This is a genomic window from Aulosira sp. FACHB-615 (assembly GCF_014698045.1).
Taxonomy (GTDB): Bacteria; Cyanobacteriota; Cyanobacteriia; order Cyanobacteriales; family Nostocaceae; genus Nostoc_B.
In genome coordinates this window covers 83922-104403 of the sequence record NZ_JACJSE010000002.1, presented here as the reverse complement: position 1 = coordinate 104403, position 20482 = coordinate 83922, and the positions used below count along the sequence as shown (strand labels likewise).

16 protein-coding genes are annotated in these 20482 nt (G+C 40.8%); 8 read left to right on the top strand and 8 right to left on the bottom strand.

Features of this window, described 5'->3' with window-relative positions; translation table 11 throughout:
- Positions 1-44: 44 nt before the first annotated feature.
- The 3 genes from H6G77_RS02865 to trxA form a co-directional block, all read right to left on the bottom strand.
- Complete coding sequence (locus H6G77_RS02865; RefSeq protein ID WP_190591711.1) at positions 45-710, bottom strand: nitroreductase family protein; 666 nt, start codon at positions 708-710, stop codon at positions 45-47.
- A 230-nt stretch (positions 711-940) separates the two neighbouring features.
- Complete coding sequence (locus H6G77_RS02860) at positions 941-1732, bottom strand: SDR family NAD(P)-dependent oxidoreductase (protein ID WP_190870779.1); 792 nt, start codon at positions 1730-1732, stop codon at positions 941-943.
- A gap of 150 nt (positions 1733-1882) precedes the next feature.
- Complete coding sequence (gene trxA, locus H6G77_RS02855) at positions 1883-2215, bottom strand: thioredoxin (protein ID WP_190870778.1); 333 nt, start codon at positions 2213-2215, stop codon at positions 1883-1885.
- Positions 2216-2295: 80 nt separating this feature from the next.
- Here trxA and H6G77_RS02850 point away from each other — a divergent pair, with 80 nt between their 5' ends.
- Positions 2296-2634, top strand: coding sequence for a helix-turn-helix transcriptional regulator (locus tag H6G77_RS02850; RefSeq protein WP_190870777.1), 339 nt, complete (start codon positions 2296-2298; stop codon positions 2632-2634).
- A gap of 170 nt (positions 2635-2804) precedes the next feature.
- Positions 2805-3425 carry a recombination mediator RecR gene (gene recR, locus H6G77_RS02845; RefSeq protein WP_062294354.1) on the top strand — a complete coding sequence of 207 codons (621 nt, stop codon included), beginning with the start codon at positions 2805-2807 and terminating at the stop codon, positions 3423-3425.
- A gap of 93 nt (positions 3426-3518) precedes the next feature.
- Here the strand turns inward: recR and H6G77_RS02840 are convergent, their stop codons facing one another.
- Positions 3519-4640, bottom strand: a complete 1122-nt coding sequence (locus H6G77_RS02840; protein WP_190870776.1) for a hypothetical protein — start codon at positions 4638-4640, stop codon at positions 3519-3521.
- A gap of 822 nt (positions 4641-5462) precedes the next feature.
- On the opposite strand from H6G77_RS02840, the gene H6G77_RS35520 reads away from it, so the two are divergent.
- On the top strand, positions 5463-7727 hold the full coding sequence (locus H6G77_RS35520; protein WP_242048408.1) for a caspase, EACC1-associated type: 2265 nt from the start codon (positions 5463-5465) through the stop codon (positions 7725-7727).
- A 21-nt stretch (positions 7728-7748) separates the two neighbouring features.
- On the opposite strand, the gene H6G77_RS02825 is transcribed toward H6G77_RS35520, so the two are convergent.
- Positions 7749-8246, bottom strand: coding sequence for a hypothetical protein (locus H6G77_RS02825; protein ID WP_190870775.1), 498 nt, complete (start codon positions 8244-8246; stop codon positions 7749-7751).
- A gap of 397 nt (positions 8247-8643) precedes the next feature.
- On the opposite strand from H6G77_RS02825, the gene H6G77_RS02820 reads away from it, so the two are divergent.
- Entirely contained in the window at positions 8644-9900 is a 1257-nt protein-coding gene (locus H6G77_RS02820) for a glycoside hydrolase family 10 protein (RefSeq protein WP_190870774.1), read from the top strand.
- A gap of 52 nt (positions 9901-9952) precedes the next feature.
- Here the strand turns inward: H6G77_RS02820 and H6G77_RS02815 are convergent, their stop codons facing one another.
- From H6G77_RS02815 to H6G77_RS02805, 3 genes are all read right to left on the bottom strand, one after another.
- A complete protein-coding gene (locus H6G77_RS02815) occupies positions 9953-10462 on the bottom strand; it encodes a GNAT family N-acetyltransferase (RefSeq protein ID WP_190870773.1) in 510 nt (169 codons plus the stop codon).
- Between the two features lie 124 nt (positions 10463-10586).
- Positions 10587-10958, bottom strand: coding sequence for a 2TM domain-containing protein (locus H6G77_RS02810; protein ID WP_190591701.1), 372 nt, complete (start codon positions 10956-10958; stop codon positions 10587-10589).
- A gap of 127 nt (positions 10959-11085) precedes the next feature.
- Positions 11086-11646: a DUF4188 domain-containing protein gene (locus H6G77_RS02805; RefSeq protein WP_242049130.1), complete on the bottom strand. Its 561-nt coding sequence runs from the start codon at positions 11644-11646 to the stop codon at positions 11086-11088.
- A gap of 37 nt (positions 11647-11683) precedes the next feature.
- Here H6G77_RS02805 and H6G77_RS02800 point away from each other — a divergent pair, with 37 nt between their 5' ends.
- The 4 genes from H6G77_RS02800 (at position 11684) to H6G77_RS02785 (ending at position 20482) form a co-directional block, all read left to right on the top strand.
- Positions 11684-12235, top strand: a complete 552-nt coding sequence (locus H6G77_RS02800) for a PadR family transcriptional regulator (RefSeq protein ID WP_190591699.1) — start codon at positions 11684-11686, stop codon at positions 12233-12235.
- A 137-nt stretch (positions 12236-12372) separates the two neighbouring features.
- Complete coding sequence (locus H6G77_RS02795; RefSeq protein ID WP_190591773.1) at positions 12373-13023, top strand: sigma-70 family RNA polymerase sigma factor; 651 nt, start codon at positions 12373-12375, stop codon at positions 13021-13023.
- Positions 13024-13618: 595 nt separating this feature from the next.
- Positions 13619-19459 (top strand): translocation/assembly module TamB domain-containing protein, encoded by a 5841-nt coding sequence (locus tag H6G77_RS02790; RefSeq protein WP_190870772.1) that lies wholly within the window; start codon positions 13619-13621, stop codon positions 19457-19459.
- Positions 19460-19810: 351 nt separating this feature from the next.
- Positions 19811-20482 (top strand): cadmium resistance transporter, encoded by a 672-nt coding sequence (locus tag H6G77_RS02785; RefSeq protein ID WP_190591697.1) that lies wholly within the window; start codon positions 19811-19813, stop codon positions 20480-20482.

Below are 20482 nucleotides of genomic sequence, written 5' to 3'. Positions count from 1 at the left end.
ACCCACACTCCCCTACAACCCACACACCCTTGCACCCCTATTTTCTAACCTTGATATGGATTACCGACTCTATCTACGAACACGTTGTAAGAAAATGGTAAGCGGCCGGGATTTAAGCGAGGTTCTGCGGCATAACCTACAGGAACGATAACAGCGATCGCTAAATTTGGATCATCTGTTGCACCAATTACTTCTTTTACTTTGTCTTCAATCCAGCCATTCATAAAGCAGGTGGATAACCCCAAGCTTTCAGCTGCTAATACTAAATGAGTAGAAGCAATAATCGCATCTTTGATGGCGTATTCCCGGCGCTTGTCTCCTAAACCAGCTTGGAATTGCGGAATGGAATTTCTAAAATAGTTGACTGTACCTTCATTCCAAGCCCCAGTTTGCAATCCCTGGTCTAAAATTGGAGTCAAATCTTGTTCACCAGCCGTAACATCAGCCGCAAACACAAAAGTTACAGGTGCTTCAATAACTTGCTTTTGATTCCAAGATGCAGCAGCTAAAGCTGCTTTTTGCGCTTCATCTTGCACCAAAATAATCCGCCAGTCTTGAATGTTAAAGCTACTGGGTGCGGCTACAGTTAACTCTACCAGTTGCTTGAGTAATTCTGGCGCAATGGGATCTGTTTTAAAAGTTTTGATCGAACGACGCTGAAGAATAGCGGTAGGTACATCTAAAGCTTTTGTTTGAGCGATTTGATTCATGAGATTTTCCCCTGAAAGATAGGTTACAGGCATTATATATTTGGCTACCTGCTGACTGGCAGATTTAACTATTGATAAATATTTACCTATTGGACTTAAATATCTATCGACAGAAGAAGACAGCAGTAAATTGATGCCAGTCTTGATACTTAGGACATCGGTAAATAATCAAACTTAGATAGCAACAGACTTTTTACCCTGTCACTTCTCCCCTGCTATATTACTCAGCACTAAATTGACCGAATGACACCACCATCAACCCGGACAGCCGCACCATTAGTTGCGGAAGCCAGAGGACTGGAAAGGTAAGCTACGAGTGTGGCGACTTCTTCGTTAGTTGCAAAGCGTTGGATAAGAGAACTGGGACGTACTTTTTGAAAAAATTCCGCCTCAACTTCACTGGCGCTGATTCCCTTTTCTTTCCCCATTTGGGTAATAAATTCCTCAACGCCTTCTGAACGTGTAGGCCCTGGTAGCACAGAATTTACTGTCACTCCTGTACCAACGGTCAGTTCTGCTAAACCCCTGGCGAGAGAAATTTGAGCCGTTTTCGTCACCCCATAGTGAATCATTTCTACAGGAATTTGAACACCAGACTCGCTGGAGATAAAAATCACTCTTCCCCAGTTTTGCGCCAACATTTTTTGCAGATATTTACGACTTAAACGCACTCCGCTAAGTACGTTTACTTCCAATATATGCAGCCAATCTTCGTCAGTAATTTCAAAAAATGCTTTCGGTTCGTAAATTCCCAAATTATTAATCAGGATATCAACTTGCGGAACTTGAGCAAAAACTTGCTCGACTCCGGCTGGTGTTGCTAAATCGGCAACAATACCTGTAACTTTTGCATCAGGAGTGGTTTGCTTAATCTTGTCAATCGCCTGGGTGACTCGTTGTTCACTGCGACCATTGACAATTACTGCTGCGCCTTCTTGTGCTAAAGTTTGGGCGATCGCAAAACCAATACCTGTGGTCGAACCACTAACTAACGCTGATTTATTATCTAATTTCAAATCCATATTGCTTCCCCTCTACAGGTGAAGTGCTTTTCGTACACTGAGCGAAGTGGGAGTAATGAGTGATGAGTAATGAGTAACGTACACCCTTACACCCCTACACCCTTATACACCACACACCCACACACCCCTACATCACCACACTCCTCCCTCTTATTCCTGTGGAATATGCTGTGCTAAAGTCTTAGTTAATGTAGATTTTGGCACTGCACCAACCATCGTATCTACTTGTCGCCCATCCTTAAAAATCATGAGTGTGGGTATGGTGCGAATTCCATAATGACTGGCAACAGTAGGATTTTGATCGGTGTTCACCTTCACTACTTTTATCTGTCCTTCGTATTCATTGGCAACTTCATCGACTACTGGCGCAACCATCCGACAAGGGCCACACCAAGGAGCCCAAAAATCTACTAAAACTGGAACCTCACTTTCTAAAACTTCTGGCTTGAATGTGGATTCTGTAACATTTGTAACGGATGACATAATTGCCTTCCTGTTTTAATTCGTTTATTCGATTTTATCGAATAATTAAAATATACGCTAGTTTAAGAGATAATACAAGTATGAGATTTTTATATCATCCAGACAGAAAAGACATATCATTACCGGCGGTGTTGTATGCCTTGGGCGACCCAGTGCGGCTAGAGATTGTGAGATTATTAGCGAGTAAAGGGGAGCAATGCTGCGCGGATTTTGATTTTGCGATCGCCAAGTCTACCATGTCCAACCACTTTAAGATTCTGAGAGAGTCAGGAGTAGTCCTGACCCATAAAGAAGGAACCCAGCACATTAATCAGTTGCGGCGCGAAGATTTAGAATTGTTATTTCCTGGTTTATTAGAAGCAGTATTGCGATCGTCTCAACCATTATTGTGTCAAAAATCAATGGTCAAGAGTCAATAGTCATTTGTCCTTGGTCATTCCCCACACTCCCCACACTTCCCACACTCCCCACACTTCCCACACTCCCCACACTTCCCACACTCCCCACACTTCCCACACTCCCCACACTTCCCCCTACTCCCAACTCCCCATTCCCTACTCCCTTTCACCCTATGTCATCATAGTTAAGGTTGAGCAATTCTGGAGATAAGACCACGGTTTACGCACGTCCCCTAGCACGGTTAATTGAGCAGTTGCAACGCCTACCAGGAGTTGGCCCCAAATCAGCCCAGCGACTGGCTCTGCACATTTTAAAGCGCCCAGAAGCAGAAGTAGAAGCTCTGGCGCAGGCTTTGGTTGATGCCAAAAAGCAAGTAGGTTTATGTTCAGTCTGCTTTCACTTATCTGCGGAACCAGTTTGTGAAATTTGCCGCAACCCTAACCGCGACAATCAAACTATCTGCGTTGTTGCTGATTCCCGTGATGTAATTGCACTGGAAAAAACCCGCGAATACAAAGGTAAATATCATGTTTTGGGTGGAGTAATTTCGCCGATGGATGGAATTGGCCCAGAACAATTAAATCTCCAACCCTTAGTGCGGCGGGTGAGTCAGCAAAAACCCCAGGAAGTGATTTTAGCAATTAGTCCCAGCGTAGAAGGGGAAACCACCACACTATATATAGGTCAACTACTGAAACCTTTTACAAAAGTGACACGCATTGCCTTTGGCTTACCTGTAGGCGGAGATTTAGAATACGCCGACGAAGTAACCTTAGCCAGAGCCTTAGAAGGACGGCGGGAGTTAGATTGAGGTTGGGGACTTGTAGAAAATAAAGAAAACAAATTATCCAATTTTCGAGAGAAGGTATTTTTTTTCCCTGCTCCCTGCTTACACAGTCCTGGACTATTGACTATTAGCCAACAGTTGATTCCAAGCTTTAATTACTGGCTGTAAATCTTGAGGCAAGTTGCTTTGAGAAATATCGTTATACTGCACAGTACCCTGTCTGCTGGTAAGAGTATAGGTAATAAAATCTGCTGCACCTGTGGGTGCGGGATAACTGCGGTTGTTAAATTCCTTGCGGGTGCGTTTGAGTAAATTTTGAAATTGTTGCAGTTGTCGGCGTGAAGTTTGCTTGACACTGCGTTCAGAATCATTCGCATCACCAATACGCACTCGAATCACGCGACCATCATTGAGTAATACTGTTTGGTAGGTTCTCCCAGCAAAACCACCGCTAGAAATTTGGCGGAAGACTACACCTTGATCTAATGGTGGAGGTAATTCATTGGCGGGAATGGGAATTGATTGAGCTGTGTTAGTTTGGTTTTCACTGGAAGCCAGCTTGACGCGCGAACCATCGTTATCTGAGAAAAACACCCAACGCTGATTTGCTGCGCCTACGGTTACTTGCCAACCATTAACTGATATGGGGTCACAAGGATAAGGAGGGGTGGAGCGATCGCAACCATCTGCCCAATTTTTGGCGGTAAAATTGAGGATAGATAGCGATCGCACTGATAAGCCTGAAACTGCTTGCGCCTCTTGTAAAACTCCATCCCTCACTTTTTTCGGCAATTTTTTCTGTGATGAATTAGTTTCTGAAGCTAAACGCAAAGAACGCCCATTATTATTAGTGTGATAAGTCCATTTCTGCTCACCATTCGATACCACAACCAACCAACCAGGAACTAATGCTTGAGTGCAAAATTCATTCGGTTGTGGTAGATCCAAACAACCATTACGCCAAGTTTTACGACTATAATTAATAACTTGCAAGTCTCTCCTAGAGCCACCATTTCTGCTCACCACATCTTGAAGAACTGCATTAGTAACTAACGTGGGTAAGTTATTAGATTGATTTTTATTTGCGTAAACTTCATTTGTAGTTGTTGCCGAAAAACTAGCTGGATTTGCTATGGCACTTTTAATCAACGTTAGCCCACTACCAACAGACAAAATACTAGTCAAAACTAAGGCTGTCAAAATTCTCGCTTGATTGGCAATATGTTGATTTTTTCGCATATCTTTCCTAAATAAAATGCCTTCTTTGTGAATATTTAAGGCATTAAGAACCAAAAATTTAGTAATTAATGACAACAAAATACTCAGTTTCCAAATTACAAGTAGAAGTACTAAATTAAACCTAACTTGAGATTACCAAGTTCAACAATTCGGCAAAGCTCAGTGACCAATATGATTAACCTTATTCTCATCAGCTTATTGAGCATTGAGCGGAGTCGAAATGCGAATTTTATCCACCTACTTATAAACTCGGAATTTTCTAAAGGTCTGTCATCAAAAGCAGACATAAGCAGAGACGCAGGGATAGTAATACTTTGTTCCTTAATCTTTATCCAAATTTCACAAAATGAGAAACACTTCTAGGTGTTGCTGATTAGCTGGATGTTTTTTGTTTCGCACAAAAACGCAGAAAATATTTACTGGACTAAAACGGCAAGATTTGATACTTAAGCTAAGATTATTGAGATTTGGCTGCAATCTAGTATAGAGAAGCTAAAAACGTATTTTTTAATATCAGTATTCTTGAGTTGCTAATATAATTTTCTTTTTTAACGTTTACCTCAGCCAACGTAAACATTTGTTACAGAATCCTTTGATACCAATTTTTAGTAAGTAATATTGTCGTTTTACCCCCGCTATCCAAGGGTAATTACTTAGATAAAGCTGACATATAAGCATCTAATTTATTATTTTACCGGAGATAAATATCAATAGCTATTCAAGCTAATTCAGAACTTGTAACAGACAAAGAAAATGACTGCAAACAATAATTGAGTAAGCATTTTCATTATTCTTGCTAACACTCGTCATAGTGGCATTAATATGGCAAAAATAGGATTACTAATCGGTGTTGATGAATACGAACCTGGATTAAATCCTCTTCCAGCAGCAGGGAAAGATATTGAAGCATTACGTCGAGTTTTACAAGATCCTGAGATGGGAGATTTTCATGAGTTAAAAAGCTTAAAAAATCCTGATCCTCAGATAATGCAATATGAAATTGAAGCACTTTTCTCAGAACGAACAAAAGAAGATTTAATTCTTTTGTATTTTTCTGGTCATGGTATTAAAGATGATGCGGGTAACTTATATTTTGCAACCCGCGCAACCAAGAAAAACTCCAAAGGAGAATTAGTTAGGTCTACAGCAGTTCCAGCTAGTTTTATTCATGAAGTAATGAAACGTAGTCGAGCCAAACGTCAGGTAATTATCTTAGACTGCTGTTTTAGTGGAGCATTCGACCCAATTTTATTTGCGAAAAATGATAATTCTATTGATTTACAAGGACAACTAGGTTCAGAAGGGCGTGTTGTGCTTGCATCTTCTAGTTGTACTGAATATTCTTTTGAACAAGAAGGGGCAGAACTATCTGTTTATACTCGTTATTTAATAGAAGGTATCGAAACAGGAGCCGGGGATTTGAATAGAGATGGACAAATATCAATCTTAGAACTCCATGAATATGCTAGTTGTAAGATACAAGAATTCTTACCGAATCTCAATCCTAAAATTATTGTCATGCGAGATAAGGGTTTTGAAATTATTTTAGCAAAAGCTAAATGTCATCCTCCCCATGTTTTAGGAACAACTCATAGTAAAATTAAAATCGGAGAAATTAAGTTAGAATATTCCAGTAAACTCAACAATGATAGGTACTATAATCCTATCCCCAGTCTATTACAGCCGTTTGAGTCATTTATTAGTAGGTTAATTACTAAATTAGACGAATTTTCGGAGAGACTTTTATCTAAATATAAAGAAGAAACTCCTGTAATTCAAAATTTTATTCTAGAAATCATCAGATTAACTTCCGATGCAGACCTAGTGTTTGTCATGAGTCGTGCTAACCATCAAAATGTTTGGGATATTAAAGCACAGAGTCATTTTAGCGAAGTTATTGATGATGATGATTATGCTGAGATTATTAAAAATAAAATCCTGGCGAATCTTCCCATTAACTCTATATTTACTTCAGACCATCATGGAATTTTTAGAATCCACTATGATGAACAAGCATCAGTATCTAAAGCCTTTATATTAATACCTTTAGATACATTAGATAATGAATTTATTTTAGTCTGTGGTTTACTGCGAGATTCTTACTTACTCAGTGATGCTTACTGTACGATTATTTCTAGTTTCTACTTATCTAGTCAAAAATTCTATCTCCAATCCGCCAGAGTAGAAGCATCCATTCTGGATAACTTAAAAAAAGTATATGGATTTGTCCCAATTTCTTTTTATGAGAAAAGATTTAGTCTTTTCTGCGATCGCCTGGCTAAAATTATTATCTATTTTGAGCCAATTCTTGATTTAGACACATTTTCAATTAGTGGCTGGGAAGCTTTAGCCCGTGACCCAGATAGTTTAACTGCGCCTGTAGATTTATTTTATGCTGCTGAGTTATGGGGACGTAAATTTACCATAGAGTTAGATAAATTTCTCCTCAGATTAGCGGCTGATAGCTACAGAAAAGCATTGATAGAAGCCAAACAAAATAGAGCTTATGAGATACTACCTTTATCTGTGAATGTATATCCAGAATCTTTGATGCGAACAGCTTATTTTGAAACTGTGCGTGAAATTGTCAAGGAAGGAAAAAGCAATCAAATTCCAGCGAGAAAACTAATTTTGGAAATTTCCGAAAAAGCTGATTTACCTATGTATCAGGATGGGGTCAAACTGCTATCGCCATTAGATACATTTAAATTGAGATTATCTAAATATGTCCAAGAGTTAAAAATTAAATTTGGAATTGATGATTTTGGTGTAGGTTATGCTTCAGTTTCTCGATTAGCCGGACTTAACCCGCCTTATGTCAAAATTGATCGAGAAATTCTGCATCGTGAACCAGTGAGTGTGATTATCAATTTTGTTCAACAGATAGTTTCATCTACCAATCCACTCAATCCTGCCAGTATTATTGTTGAGGGATTAGATAAGACTTCGCCAGTGAAATTATGTCAATTGAGAAAATTAGATATTAGTTATGTACAAGGTCATTTAATTGGCAAAGCGGAACCGGGAATTTATCGTTTATCTCAAGAAAAAAGTGAGTTTTTGCGAGAACAAATTTTTGCAGAATAACTCATGTAATACTTCGCTGTGTTAAGCCCATAAAACTTGATTTTCAACTAATTTAGGGTTATTAACATCAAATCTAATAGTAGTAGCCGCCCAGTTTTTTAAATCTGGTGCTAACCAAACAAGCTGACTGAGAACTTCATCGTTAACCCACAGTACTACGGGGAAATGCAGATTTTTGCGAAACTCATCACGCATCAGATTCGTACTAATTAGCAGTTGCGGAATGGCTACGACTGATTCTAAACCATGCACCATCAAAGCTTGAGGATGAGAAAGACCAATATTATTAGTGATTGTCGTATAAAGTGTTTCATCTGTAGGGGACAAGATGAGTTCTTGGATAGCTACCGATGACAATTCTTTGACAAATTTTAATATCTGCTGTCGTTTAGAGATAGAGTCACAACAGACTAGTATCAAAGAAAATTCTCCAGCAGCAACCTTAATTGCTCTTGCTAACCTCTCTGCTGCGGCTGCATTATTTCCTAAGCTTTCTGGGGAATTACTGGTAGTATTCATTACATACCCTGCATTTGATATTCAAAATAGATAGTTATTATAGTGAAGTTACTTAATTAAGAGTTATTTATATTACATTTTTGGACTTAGGAATAAGTGGAATTTTTTGCTGATAATAAATAGCATACTCCTAAACCTCCAAGATTAGGGAAAAAAATTAAGATTTGTATACAGATGATAGATAAGGCTTTGTGTAACTATAGTTACAATGTCATGAAAGCAAGACAGGACTGAGGTACGAAGGTTGTCTGTTAAAAATGGGTGTAAGGGTTTAAGGGTGTAGGGGTGTAACTGGTTTATAATCAGCACTTTGTACTTTGTTTTAGCAGATGAGTAAGCAACTTCCGTTGGGGTATGCCAGTCAATTGTCCATATTTTCTGTTGTTTGTAACCAAATATGAAAAGATTTCTCAAGCGGTGTGTTGAGGTAGTGGTTTGGAATGTGGCTCAAAGTCGCAAACAAGCTTTCTTTGGCGTTATGGTTGTTCTCAGCGCGATCGCTACATTCCTACTTTCGTTTCCCATTGCAGCACAAAACCTGCCAGCAAATTCAGAATTAAGGGGGGTATGGTTAACTAATATTGATAGTAATGTGTTGTTTGAACGCAACCGTCTCAAGAATGCTCTGCAAAAGCTGGATGAATTAAACTTCAATACTGTTTATCCGGCGGTGTGGAATTGGGGATATACATTATATCCCAGCAAAGTAGCCGCGAAAGTTATTGGGCGATCGCTTGATCCCACACCAGGGTTGCAAGGGCGCGATATGCTCAAAGAAATTGTTGATACAGGACATAAACAAGGGCTAACGGTGATTCCCTGGTTTGAATTTGGCTTTATGGCTCCTGCTGATTCTTTATTAGCCAAAAACCGTCCCCAGTGGCTCACAAGTCGCAGCAATGGTACAAAAATTGTCAAAGAAGGTATACATGATCGAGTTTGGTTAAATCCCTTCCACCCAGATGTTCAGAAATTTATTCAAGATTTAATCGTGGAAATTGTGCGTAACTACGACATTGATGGGATTCAATTTGATGACCATTTTGGCTTGCCTTCAGAATTAGGCTACGATGCTTATACAGTGGCACTTTATAAAAAAGAACATGGTGGAAAAGCACCCTCGAAAAATTCTAAAGATCCAGAATGGGTGCGCTGGCGAGCCAATAAAATCACCGACTTTATGAAGCGGGTATTTACAGCGATTAAAACCACGAAAAAGAATTGCTTGGTGTCTGTTGCGCCGAATCCTCAGCGTTTTTCTTACGAATACTTTTTAGCCGACTGGCAAAAATGGGAACGTTTGGGGCTGGTGGAGGAATTGGTGTTGCAGATATATCGAGATGATTTGAATGTTTTTATCAAAGAATTAGAGTATCCAGAAGTGAAAGCCGCACGCAGTCACATACCTGTGAGTATTGGAATTATAACTGGATTGAAGAACAAAAATGTCCCCATTGACCAAATTCAAACCCAGGTACAAAAAGTACGCGATCGCAACTTTGCTGGTGTCTCTTTCTTTTTCTATGAAACTCTGTGGAACTTAAGCAAAGAATCAGCCACTTTACGCCAAGCTGGCTTACAAAAGATGTTCCCCACACCAGCAAATTATCCTAATTTATTGGCAGGCTGGAATAAGACTGTCAAAGGTCAATAATCATTATTTTCACACCATTGCACCCCTACACTCTTAATTATGAGGCTTGATATCAAACCTCATCAAAAGTAGCTGGATAAACAACCTTTCCCGTATACTTGGGCTGATAGTTTTGCAGTGGTTTCACCATAAAAACATCATCCGGTACGGGAAAAGGAGACTCGATTTGATAAATAACAGAAGGCTGAAAACCAAAGCGATGATAAAAGTGGGGATGACCTAATACAATTACTAAAACTTCTCCTCTGTCATCGGCTATTTTTAACCCTGCTGTTACTAAGGCGCTGCCAATTCCTCGTCTTTGAAATTGGGGATGAACTGCCAACGGTGCTAAACCAATTACTTTGATTTTTTCTGTATTTACTAGGTCAATATAGCTAAATAAAATGTGACCAACTAGAAGATTATCTATTTCCGCCACTAATGAAAGTTCTGGAATATAGCGGTCGGAAAGACGAATTTTATCTATTAGATTAGCCTCATTTTCTTGTCCAAAGGCTAATCTATTTACCTCAGCTATTGCCGGGTAGTCTAACACAGCTTCACAGCGAATGTTGAGCATTATAAAACCAATTTCTAAAAATTGAGTGATGAGGAAGCTAAATTATTTTAATCACAATTTTTACACTTGTGAGCTTCCACATCCCCCAAACTCTTGATTTGTCCTACTCCCCACTCCCCAATTTCTAATCTTTTTGCAGGTAAATGCTGATAATATGTAGACCAAGACCTAATCCCCAACCCAATAGCGGGTAAATTGCCCAGAAGTAACTAGGGCTAGTTGTTAAATTCAACACAATTAAAAATAGATTCACCACAAGATAACTAATCAGATGTGGTTTGATTTTTTGTAAGCGGTGAGCATTAGACCTTTGTCGCCGTTTGATGATTTCTTTTTCCTGCTGCCATTGTTGTTGGGCTGTTTGCAGGCTAATAAATGAAATACCTAATTCTGCCGCCATTTCTTGTAACTGCTGTTCCGAAAATTCGTCTTTTTGCTGATCAGCCATTGCTCGCTGAAGAATTTGCTGTACATCTTCTGAGCGAAAGCTTGTCATAGATTTAGGCTCCTAGATTCCATGAGGGATGGTGACAGAGTTACCAAGAATAAATTTTTGGCTTTCTATCTGTCGCCATCATTGTGCAGATCAAGGTAAAATTTTGTCCTTTCAGAACTTTTTCCATTTAAAATTGTTTGACTCTTTCGACTCTGGCTCTGGCTGTATCAGTGCGTTTGGTGATGGGAACAAGTTTTGTCGCCGCAGCTAAACCAAAAGCTGGCATATTGCCATAAATTGCTTCGTAGTGTCCGGGTTCGATGATGTAAGTTTCGTGCCAAATCCCCACACTGCCATCGTTACCAACGGCTTTGTTGAAGCGTTGCCAAGCGGGTAAATGCAGATCCGAAGGATTGCGAGCAAAATTTTCTAAATCTGCAAGCGATCGCCAGTATGACACCATCAACGCCGATAAGGGAGACACCTGAAAAAACTGTTCTCCACCCAAAAAGCCTTTTTCGGGATGCTCTTTTAAGGTTTTTAGCATTGGAGTCATTGCTTGCGCCACCGGTAGCCATTTAGAAAAAGACCAAAATTGGTTAACACGCATCCCAATCAAGAAAACTACAAATGGTGAGTCTACTTCGGCGGTGAAGCGTCCTGGCATGATTGTTGTCATGGCTAAATTCTCTGAATGTTGTAATTGTTCAACTAAGTTACTATTCACATAGTTGAATATAATCAACATGATATATTCAACTATGTGAATATGTCAACAAAAAACTATGGCTTTAGCCCACGCAATTTTGTCAGTGTTGATCAATAGCCCTTGTAGCGGTTACGACTTGGCTAAAAGGTTTGATAAATCTGTAGAAGGTTCAGTAGGTTTTTTTTGGGAAGCCAGCTTTCAGCAGATTTATCGAGAGTTAAATCGCTTAGAAGAACAAGGCTGGCTACAAGCAGAAAAAGTCTTGCAAGAAAATCGCCCAGATAAAAAAATTTACTCAGTTACAGACTTAGGTAAACAGCAATTATGTGAATGGATTGCGACAGCCGAAACAGCAACCCCATTTAAAAGTGATTTACTTATCAAGCTATATGCTGGGTATTTAGTAAACCGTGAAATTATCCTGACAAAACTCGAAACTCACCAAAGTCAACATCAACAAAGGTTAGCAGTCTATCAAGAAATTGAGAAAAAGTTCTTTCTTCAACCCCAAGAATTACCAGATGAATTGAAATTTCAATATGTCACTCTCCGTTGTGGTATTCAGACGGAAAAGGCTTGGCTGGCTTGGTGTGCGGAAATGATTGCTTTTTTAAGCAACCCCACCTAAAACATTGATTTGAGAAGCTAAATAAATATGGAATCTTATATCCATTAAGATGGCCAATTCATAACATCAGGTTAATATTTGGATGTAATTGTAAGCAATACTTAGTATATTCTTGCTATTTTTTCGTCAAAATTGCCATCATGGAACTCGATGAAGAGTTACGCAACTTAGTCATTCAAGCCTGCGGTTATCCCCCTGGAAGTCCACAGCGTCAAAAGCTGCTGACCAAAATCATCCGTTTAACTTCCGGTAGACTTTGGCGAGAAAGTACTCCCTATTATCAAGACGCATTGCAACAAACTTGGTTATATTTCTGTCGTAACATTTGTGATGGCTTAACAGGTCAAACCTATGACCCCAGCTATGGGACTGTAGTAACTTGGCTAAATGCCTATCTCAAACGCAGACTCCAAGACTTTTACCTCAACTATCATCGAGAACAAGCCTTAACAGTTCCTCTGCAAGTGCGCCAGTCTTGGCAAGGTGGAAATGGAGAAATTGTTGATTTAACTGATAATCTCCAAGCTACACCCCAAGTACCGCCGATTCTCGAAAACGTGGAAATATGGGCAAAAATAGATGCAGATGGCGAATTACGGGGTACTTACGTTAAAGGTCGCCCAGACGTAAACTGCCAGGTATTAATTCTCAAACGCTTACCACCAGAAGTTAGCTGGAAAGAACTCTCAGAGGAATTTGGCTTACCTGTTCCTACCCTGAGTAGCTTTTATCAGCGTCAATGTCTGCCACGGTTGCGAAACTTTGCGGAATCTGAAGGCATTTTATAAAGGTAGAAGATGGTAACAACTTTCAAGAGGCTAGAGGAATGTACCTCATACAGATTAATCTAACCGCATTTGCATTAGCGTTAGTTATACTAGCAGACCAGTTAACGATAGTAACAGGCTTTGAAGTTGATCATCTGTCTCCGTACTGACAGTCTTTACTACATCTTTATGAATCGCTAAAAATATAGTATAAATAGTAGCAGGCAATATTTGAGATTTTTCGGCTTACAGTCAAAAAAATTAATTTTCTTTATAGTGAAATTGCTTAAATAAATGAAACTCTTAATACCTTTAAAATCTAAGTGATAACAAATTGGTTGATGTGGGTAAATGATTTTGATGGACAGGGATTTTGTAACTTCTTTCTCTGTAGATTCCCTCAGCCTTGAACTCTATTTATTCACCCAACTTTCCAGATCGTCGGAAATTTAATTGAATATACCCCCAACTCCTATGAATAAAATGAGTTGACCAAGGTCTTGCAAATTCCCAGGTCTAAAATTAGTTTGGTTCCTGGAATTTGGCATAGTGAACAAATATGCTGTTAGTGCCAGTCACGTTCCCCCTAGGTTCAGCAAGTATAGAGTGAAACCACATGACTAACTCTCGCCATCCAGAACGTCAAATTAAATCCCGTACCCGTGTGCGGATGTGGTTGCTGATTTTAAGTCGGGCTGGCATTCCGTTGTTAGGAGTCTTGTTAGTAGGACTGATTCTAGGGATTTGGCGGTTACAAAGTTTTATCCAAAAAGAGTTAGCACCGTTAGCAGAACAAAGCCTTACCAATACAATTAACCGTCCCGTCAAATTGGGGAAAGTAACCAATTTTTCCCTCACAGGTGTAAATTTTGGGGCTTCGGAAATTCCTGCCACACCTACAGACCCCGATAAAGCAGCAGTGGCGGCTGTCGAAGTGGGTTTTAATTTGTGGCAATTAATTTTTAACCGTCAGTTGAAGTTGGATGTCACCTTAGTTAACCCTGATGTCTACATTGAACAGGACGGTCAAGGACGTTGGATTACAACCACCATTGCACCACCTGGTAAAAGCGGATTAATTAAAACGGATTTAGCTCATCTGCGGTTGCGGAATGGCAAAGTGAACCTACTCGGTCAACAGAAAAATGGGGTGGTGACATTTGCCCAGCTTAACGGTTCTGCCCAACTGTTGGAGAATAACCAACTGGTGAATTTTTATGTGGCGGGACAAGCAGAAAGCGGTGGGAATGTGGCAGTTAAAGGACAATTCCGCCCAAAAACGCTAGTGGCTGACATCAGGTTGCATGGACAAGATTTACTCGCTTCGACAGTTACGAGTTTGGTCAAGTTACCCCTGAATTTGCAAGCAGGGAAAGTGAATGGCGACTTGCAAGTTAAACTTGTGCCGGAGCAAACTCCTTTATTGTATGGCAGTGCTGATTTAGAAAAAGTGACGCTGCAAATTCCCCGTGTCCCCCAACTATTAAGTAATACAGAAGGGGATATTTACTTCAAAGGGACAGAAATCTGGCTGGATAACCTCAATACCAACTACGGCAAAATTCCTGTAGTTGCCAACGGCATTATTGATAGTAAAACAGGCCTTCAGTTAACTGGGCGAATTAAAACAGTGAGTGTCGCCAATGCCCAAAGTACACTCAAGTTGAAATTACCTGTACCTGTAACGGGGCAACTGAAAGCGGATATCCAAATTACAGGCAAAGCAACAAACCCGATTCTCTCTGGTGCGGTTGCCACAATTAACACGGCTCGGATTGATAAAATTAACTTTAAAAGTATTACGAGTAAGTTTGAATTTTCGGCGAATGATGCCTTGTTAACCTTGCGAGATGTTCAAGGCGAAACTACGGTAGGTGGGGCAATTATTGGGGGCGGTCAAATATCGGTGGGTAAAAGTCCAAGATTGAATTTGGCTTTTACTGCCAAGAATTTAGCGGGGGATGCGATCGCTAAAATCTACAATTCCAGTCCGACTTTCCGCATTGGCAGAGTCGCCGCCACCGCCCAAGTTACAGGTACGCCTACCAACGTGAGAACGGCGGTACAGTGGCAAGTACCCCAAGCCACCTACCCAGGTAGAGGGGAATTGATCATTGCTAGTGACCGTACTATCTACTTCCAAAATGTCGCCCTGAAAGTTGGTCGCGGGGTAGTCCGGGCGGTGGGTACTTATGCCAAAGAACGTTGGCAAGCCGTCGTCACAGGTGATGGTGTAGAGTTAGAACCCTTTGTAAATAAAAATCAACTGCAAAACGTTTCCTTGGATGGGGCAGAATTTAACGGGCGGTTGATTTTAGCTGGGACTAGCGGGCCATTTCAACTGACATCAATTCGGAGTCAAGGGGCAGCAGTGCAGATTGCGGGTGGGACAATTGCCATTGCCAGTGTCCAACTCCAAAACCAAAACTTTGCCGCCCAATTAGTTGCCAATAATATCAACGTAGGACGTATTCTCAAACAAGCACCCCCAGCTTTGCAAGGGCGCTTGGCGGGAACCTTCCAAATTGCCGGGAACCGAGATAACCTCAGCTTAAAAACGCTGCGTGGGAGTGGCAAAGCTAACTTTAGCGTTGCAGGTGGTACAGTTACAGCCACCAATATTCAACTCGCCAATGGCAATTATCAAGCGCAGTTAGTGGCAAATAATTTGGCTGTCCAAGAACTCACACCCAAAACTTCACCAATTCGCGGTCGGTTAGCTGGTCAATTTAATGTGGCGGGTTCGGTGGAATCCTTCAAACCCCAAACTATCCAAGCCAGTGGTCAGGCTAAGTTAACGGTTGCTGGGGGAACAATTACCGCCGCAAATATCAAAGTTAATAACGGTCGTTATCAAGCGCAGATTCAAGCTAACAATGTACCAGTCCAACGCTTAACCAAAGTCCCGCCCCAATTTCAAGGCAATTTAACAGGTCAATTAAACGTGGCTGGTTCGGTGACATCCTTCCAACCCCAAACCATCCAAGCCAGTGGTCAAGCTAAGTTGAATGTGGCAGGAGGGACAATCACTGCATCTAATATTCGCGTGGCTGACGGTCGTTATCAGGCACAAGTCGCAGCGAATAATGTACCCTTGCAAAAATTAGCAGCCATCCCGCCCCAATTCCAAGGCAATTTAACAGGTCAATTAAACGTGGCTGGTTCGGTGACATCCTTCCAACCCCAAACCATTCAAGCTAGTGGTCAAGGCAAGTTGAATATTGCCGGGGGGACAATTACCGCCACGAATATTCAGGTGAATCAAGGACGTTATCAAGCCATCTTGGATGCGGCTGATGTGCAGTTAACCAAGTTGAATCAGCAATTGCGGGGGCAATTGGGCGGTAGATTACAAGTTGCTGGGGCGCTGGGTTCGGCAACTTTAGCGAATGTCAATGCCTCTGGTAAGGTGCAGTTATCCCAAGGTTTGCCGGGTTTAGAACGACCATTAACAGCTGCGATCGCTTGGAATGGTGAGAAACTAGCAATTAATCAACTCACCGCCCCTGGTTTAAATGTCACCGGAGACATCACAGCCAACGCCAAGAAAGCAGGTATCCCAGAAATTACCGCCTTAAATTTAAATGTCCAAGCCCAGGACTATAATTTGCAACAGTTACCAATTAATTTGCCTAATCAAGTGGCGTTGAAAGGCAAGGTAGATTTTGACGGCAGAGTTACAGGCAAGTTACCCTTACCAAACGTCAGTGGCAAAATTGCCTTACGGGACTTGGTAGTACAAAACATTGCTTTTGAATCACTGTTAACAGGTAGCATTGATTCTGCCCAAGGGCGCGGCTTGAACTTAAATTTAATGGGCAATCGAGACCGCATCGCCTTCAATTTAGACAGCAAGAATCGCCCCCAATCCTTTTTTATACAGTGGCAAGATGCCTCAGCCAAAGGACAATTTCAAGGCAATAACATCGCCTTGAATGTACAGAAATTCCCCTTACAAATCTTGAATGTACCTGTACCACCAGCTTTGCGCTTAGGTACAGGTACGGTAGCTGGGTTAATTAGTGGCGACTTGCAAGTTAATCAACAAACATTTGCCGCCAATGGTAATTTAGCGATCGCATCTCCAAAAATTGGACGCATTCAAGGCAACGAATTAACAGCCCAATTCAGCTTTGCCAATGGTAAAGCCACACTCACCAGTAGTAAATTTGTCAAAGGTAACAGTATTTATGCCTTTGCGGGGAGTTTGGGTCAAAGTCCCAAAGGGCCGCAACTCCAAGGCAAAATCAACATCAGCCAAGGTAAAATCCAAGATGTATTAGCCGTTGCCCAAATATTTGAAATCCAAGACTTTCAGCGTGGTTTATCAGAACCAGCTTACGGCACAGCCGCCGATTTAACTACCAACTCTCGCGGTTTACCCAATCGATCTTTATTTGATCAACTGCGCCGCTTTTACGAAATTGAAGCAGAACTCGCACAACAGCAACAACAACGGCGGGATAACAATTTATTACCAGAACTGGCAGACTTGCAGGGAACCTTTAACGGCGATATTGCCTTAGATACAGCCACAGCCAACGGATTATCCGTACAGTTTAATATTAACGGACAGAACTTTACCTGGGGTAAAGAAAGCGAAGGCAATCGCTACTACAATGCCAAACAAATCATTGCCCAAGGTAGCTTTGAAAATGGTGTCTTGCAGTTACGCCCGTTACGCATAGAGTTAGATAATAGTCTTTTAGCTTTCACAGGTAATGTCGGCGGTAAAGACCAATCAGGTCAGTTACGAGTTAATAATTTTCCCATCGCCTTAATTAATAACTTTGTCAAACTTCCAATTGATATCACAGGTAATTTGAATGGTTCCGCCGCCTTAGCAGGTGGAATAACTAATCCCCAAGCCCAAGGCGAATTAGAAATTACCGATGGAACCCTGAATCAAAAGCCAGTAGAAGCAGCTACCGCCAGCTTTAGCTATATCAATGGTCGCTTGAACTTTGGTAGTAATGTCTCTGTTGCCGGGCCAGAACCAGTTAATATTAGTGGCAGCATTCCTTATCAATTACCCTTTGCAACTACCACCCCCGCCAGTAATGAAATTAGTTTAGATGTCAAAGTCCGCAATGAAGGATTAGCACTACTAAATCTATTAACAGATCAAATAGCCTTTGAAAAAGGTGAAGGTGAAATTGATTTAACAGTCCGGGGAACCAGACAACGCCCAGAGTTAACCGGAATTGCCAGCGTCAAAGATGCCACTTTTGCCGCCCAAGCTTTACCCGGTAAAATTAGGCAAGTCACAGGCAAGATAAATTTCAATTTTGACCGCATTGTTGTAGAAGGTGTTGAAGGCAGATTTAGTCGGGGTCAAGTAAACGCGGCGGGGGAAATTCCTGTCTTTAATAATGGAGAAGTCGCAAGTAATCCCCTGACAGTTAATTTAGAAAAATTAAATTTAAATCTCAAAGGATTATATAAAGGTGGTGCCAGTGGTAATTTACAAATTACAGGTTCAGCCTTAAATCCCCTGATTGGCGGTCAAATTCGCTTATCTGATGGTCAGGTTTTATTAGCAGAATCAACTAATACTAATGAAGCGACAAATGGTGATGCTGTCAAAGCTAATAAACAAGATAAACCCGAAGCGAGAAATAATGCTAATGTCGCTAGATTAAATAATCTCGAATTAACATTAGGTAGTAATATCCAAATTATTCGTCCGCCAATTCTGAGCTTTAGTGCTACAGGTAATTTAAAAGTTAATGGCGCTTTAAATCAGCCTATACCTAATGGGACAATTCGGCTGCAAAAGGGTGGCGTGAATTTATTTACCACCCAATTTAACTTAGTGGGTGGCTATAAAAATACAGCCACATTTCGGACGGACTCACCCCGTGATCCCATTTTAGATGTGCGGTTATTTGCCAAAGTCCTAGATGCAGTGCAAACATCTGATGTTAGCAGAAGCAATTCCATCGGCGGCTTAGGTTCATTAGAAAGTGTGCGCGTGGAAGCAAGAGTCCAAGGGCCTGCTAGTAAACTCAACGAAAATCTCGAACTCACCAGCAGTCCCTCACGCAGTCAAACCGAAATTGTCGCTTTATTAGGCGGTGGGTTTATTGATACTCAAGGACGTGCTGATAGTACATTAGGCTTAATTAATATTGCAGGTTCCGCCGTATTTAATAACTTTCAAACAACATTTAATCAAATTGCCAATGCTTTTGGTTTGAGTGAATTTCGCATCTTCCCAACTGTAATTTCTGATAATCCCGAAGCAGGGAGAAGTAGTTCTACATTAGAATTAGCGGCTGAAGCTGGTGTTGATATTTCTACAAAGTTTTCGATTTCTAGCATCAAGATTTTAACTGCCAATGACCCCTTTCAGTGGGGGATAAATTACCGCATTAACGATGAATTACGGATACGCGCTTCTACTAACTTAGAAGATGATAGTCGCGCCGTGATTGAGTATCAAACAAGGTTTTAATTCGGTGAAGGCTACAGTATGGCGTTTCCTAGTCTACTGAAGTAAAAATTTATCGGCGTGCATCTGTGTGCATCCTCTTGCATCGGCGGTTGATTTTCTCCAGCTACACCTCACCCATTCACACTCCTACACCAAGTAAAGACGTTGTATACAACGTCTCTACAACTATCAATAATCTTTTTTTATTGATTTAACAAAAAAGAATATTTGCTCCTATTTAGTGGTTAGCCATAATATTTATGACATAGGCGGCTAAGGTACCTAGCTGAAATAACACATCAAGTTTGATTGATGGGCATTGCTAATAAATCCTCCAGATTTTGGAGTGTTACATTACCTGACGCAACAACTATGAATTGGCTAACTAGTACCATAATTATTGGCATCTCTGCTGCGATCGCAACTACTTTTGATGACAACTTATATTTGACAGCTTTCTTTGGTAAAGTTAATCGTCATTTCCGTCCACAAAATATTATTCTTGGTGAATTTTTAGGCTTTACTGTATTAGTCTTGGCGAGTCTTCCTGGTTTTTTGGGTGGGTTGATTTTACCCACAGCTTGGATTGGTTTACTAGGTTTTTTACCCATCGCAATTGGAATTAATCATTTATTAACTAAAGAAACAGAAGCTGAAACCGTACAAACCGTCTCCGTTGATTTTTCTGCGACTAAAACCAAGCACCGTAAAAAATCTCTTTGGGCTACCCTGCGTGATCCTCAAACTTATCGTGTTTCCGCAGTGACTATTGCCAATGGCGGTAATAATATTGGTATCTATGTACCATTGTTTGCTAGTAGTGATCTTCCTAGCTTAGGCGTAATTCTTGGTATTTGTTACTGCACTGTTGGCTTATGGTGCTGCTTATCTTATGTGTTAACCCGTAATCCTCTGATGGCACCGCTTCTGACTCGCTACGGTCGTAAGGTCTTTCCTTTGGTATTAATTTACTTAGGATGCTCTATCTTAATTAAAAGTGAATCATATCAGCTTTTACCTGCGATCGCTATGTTTACCCACTAA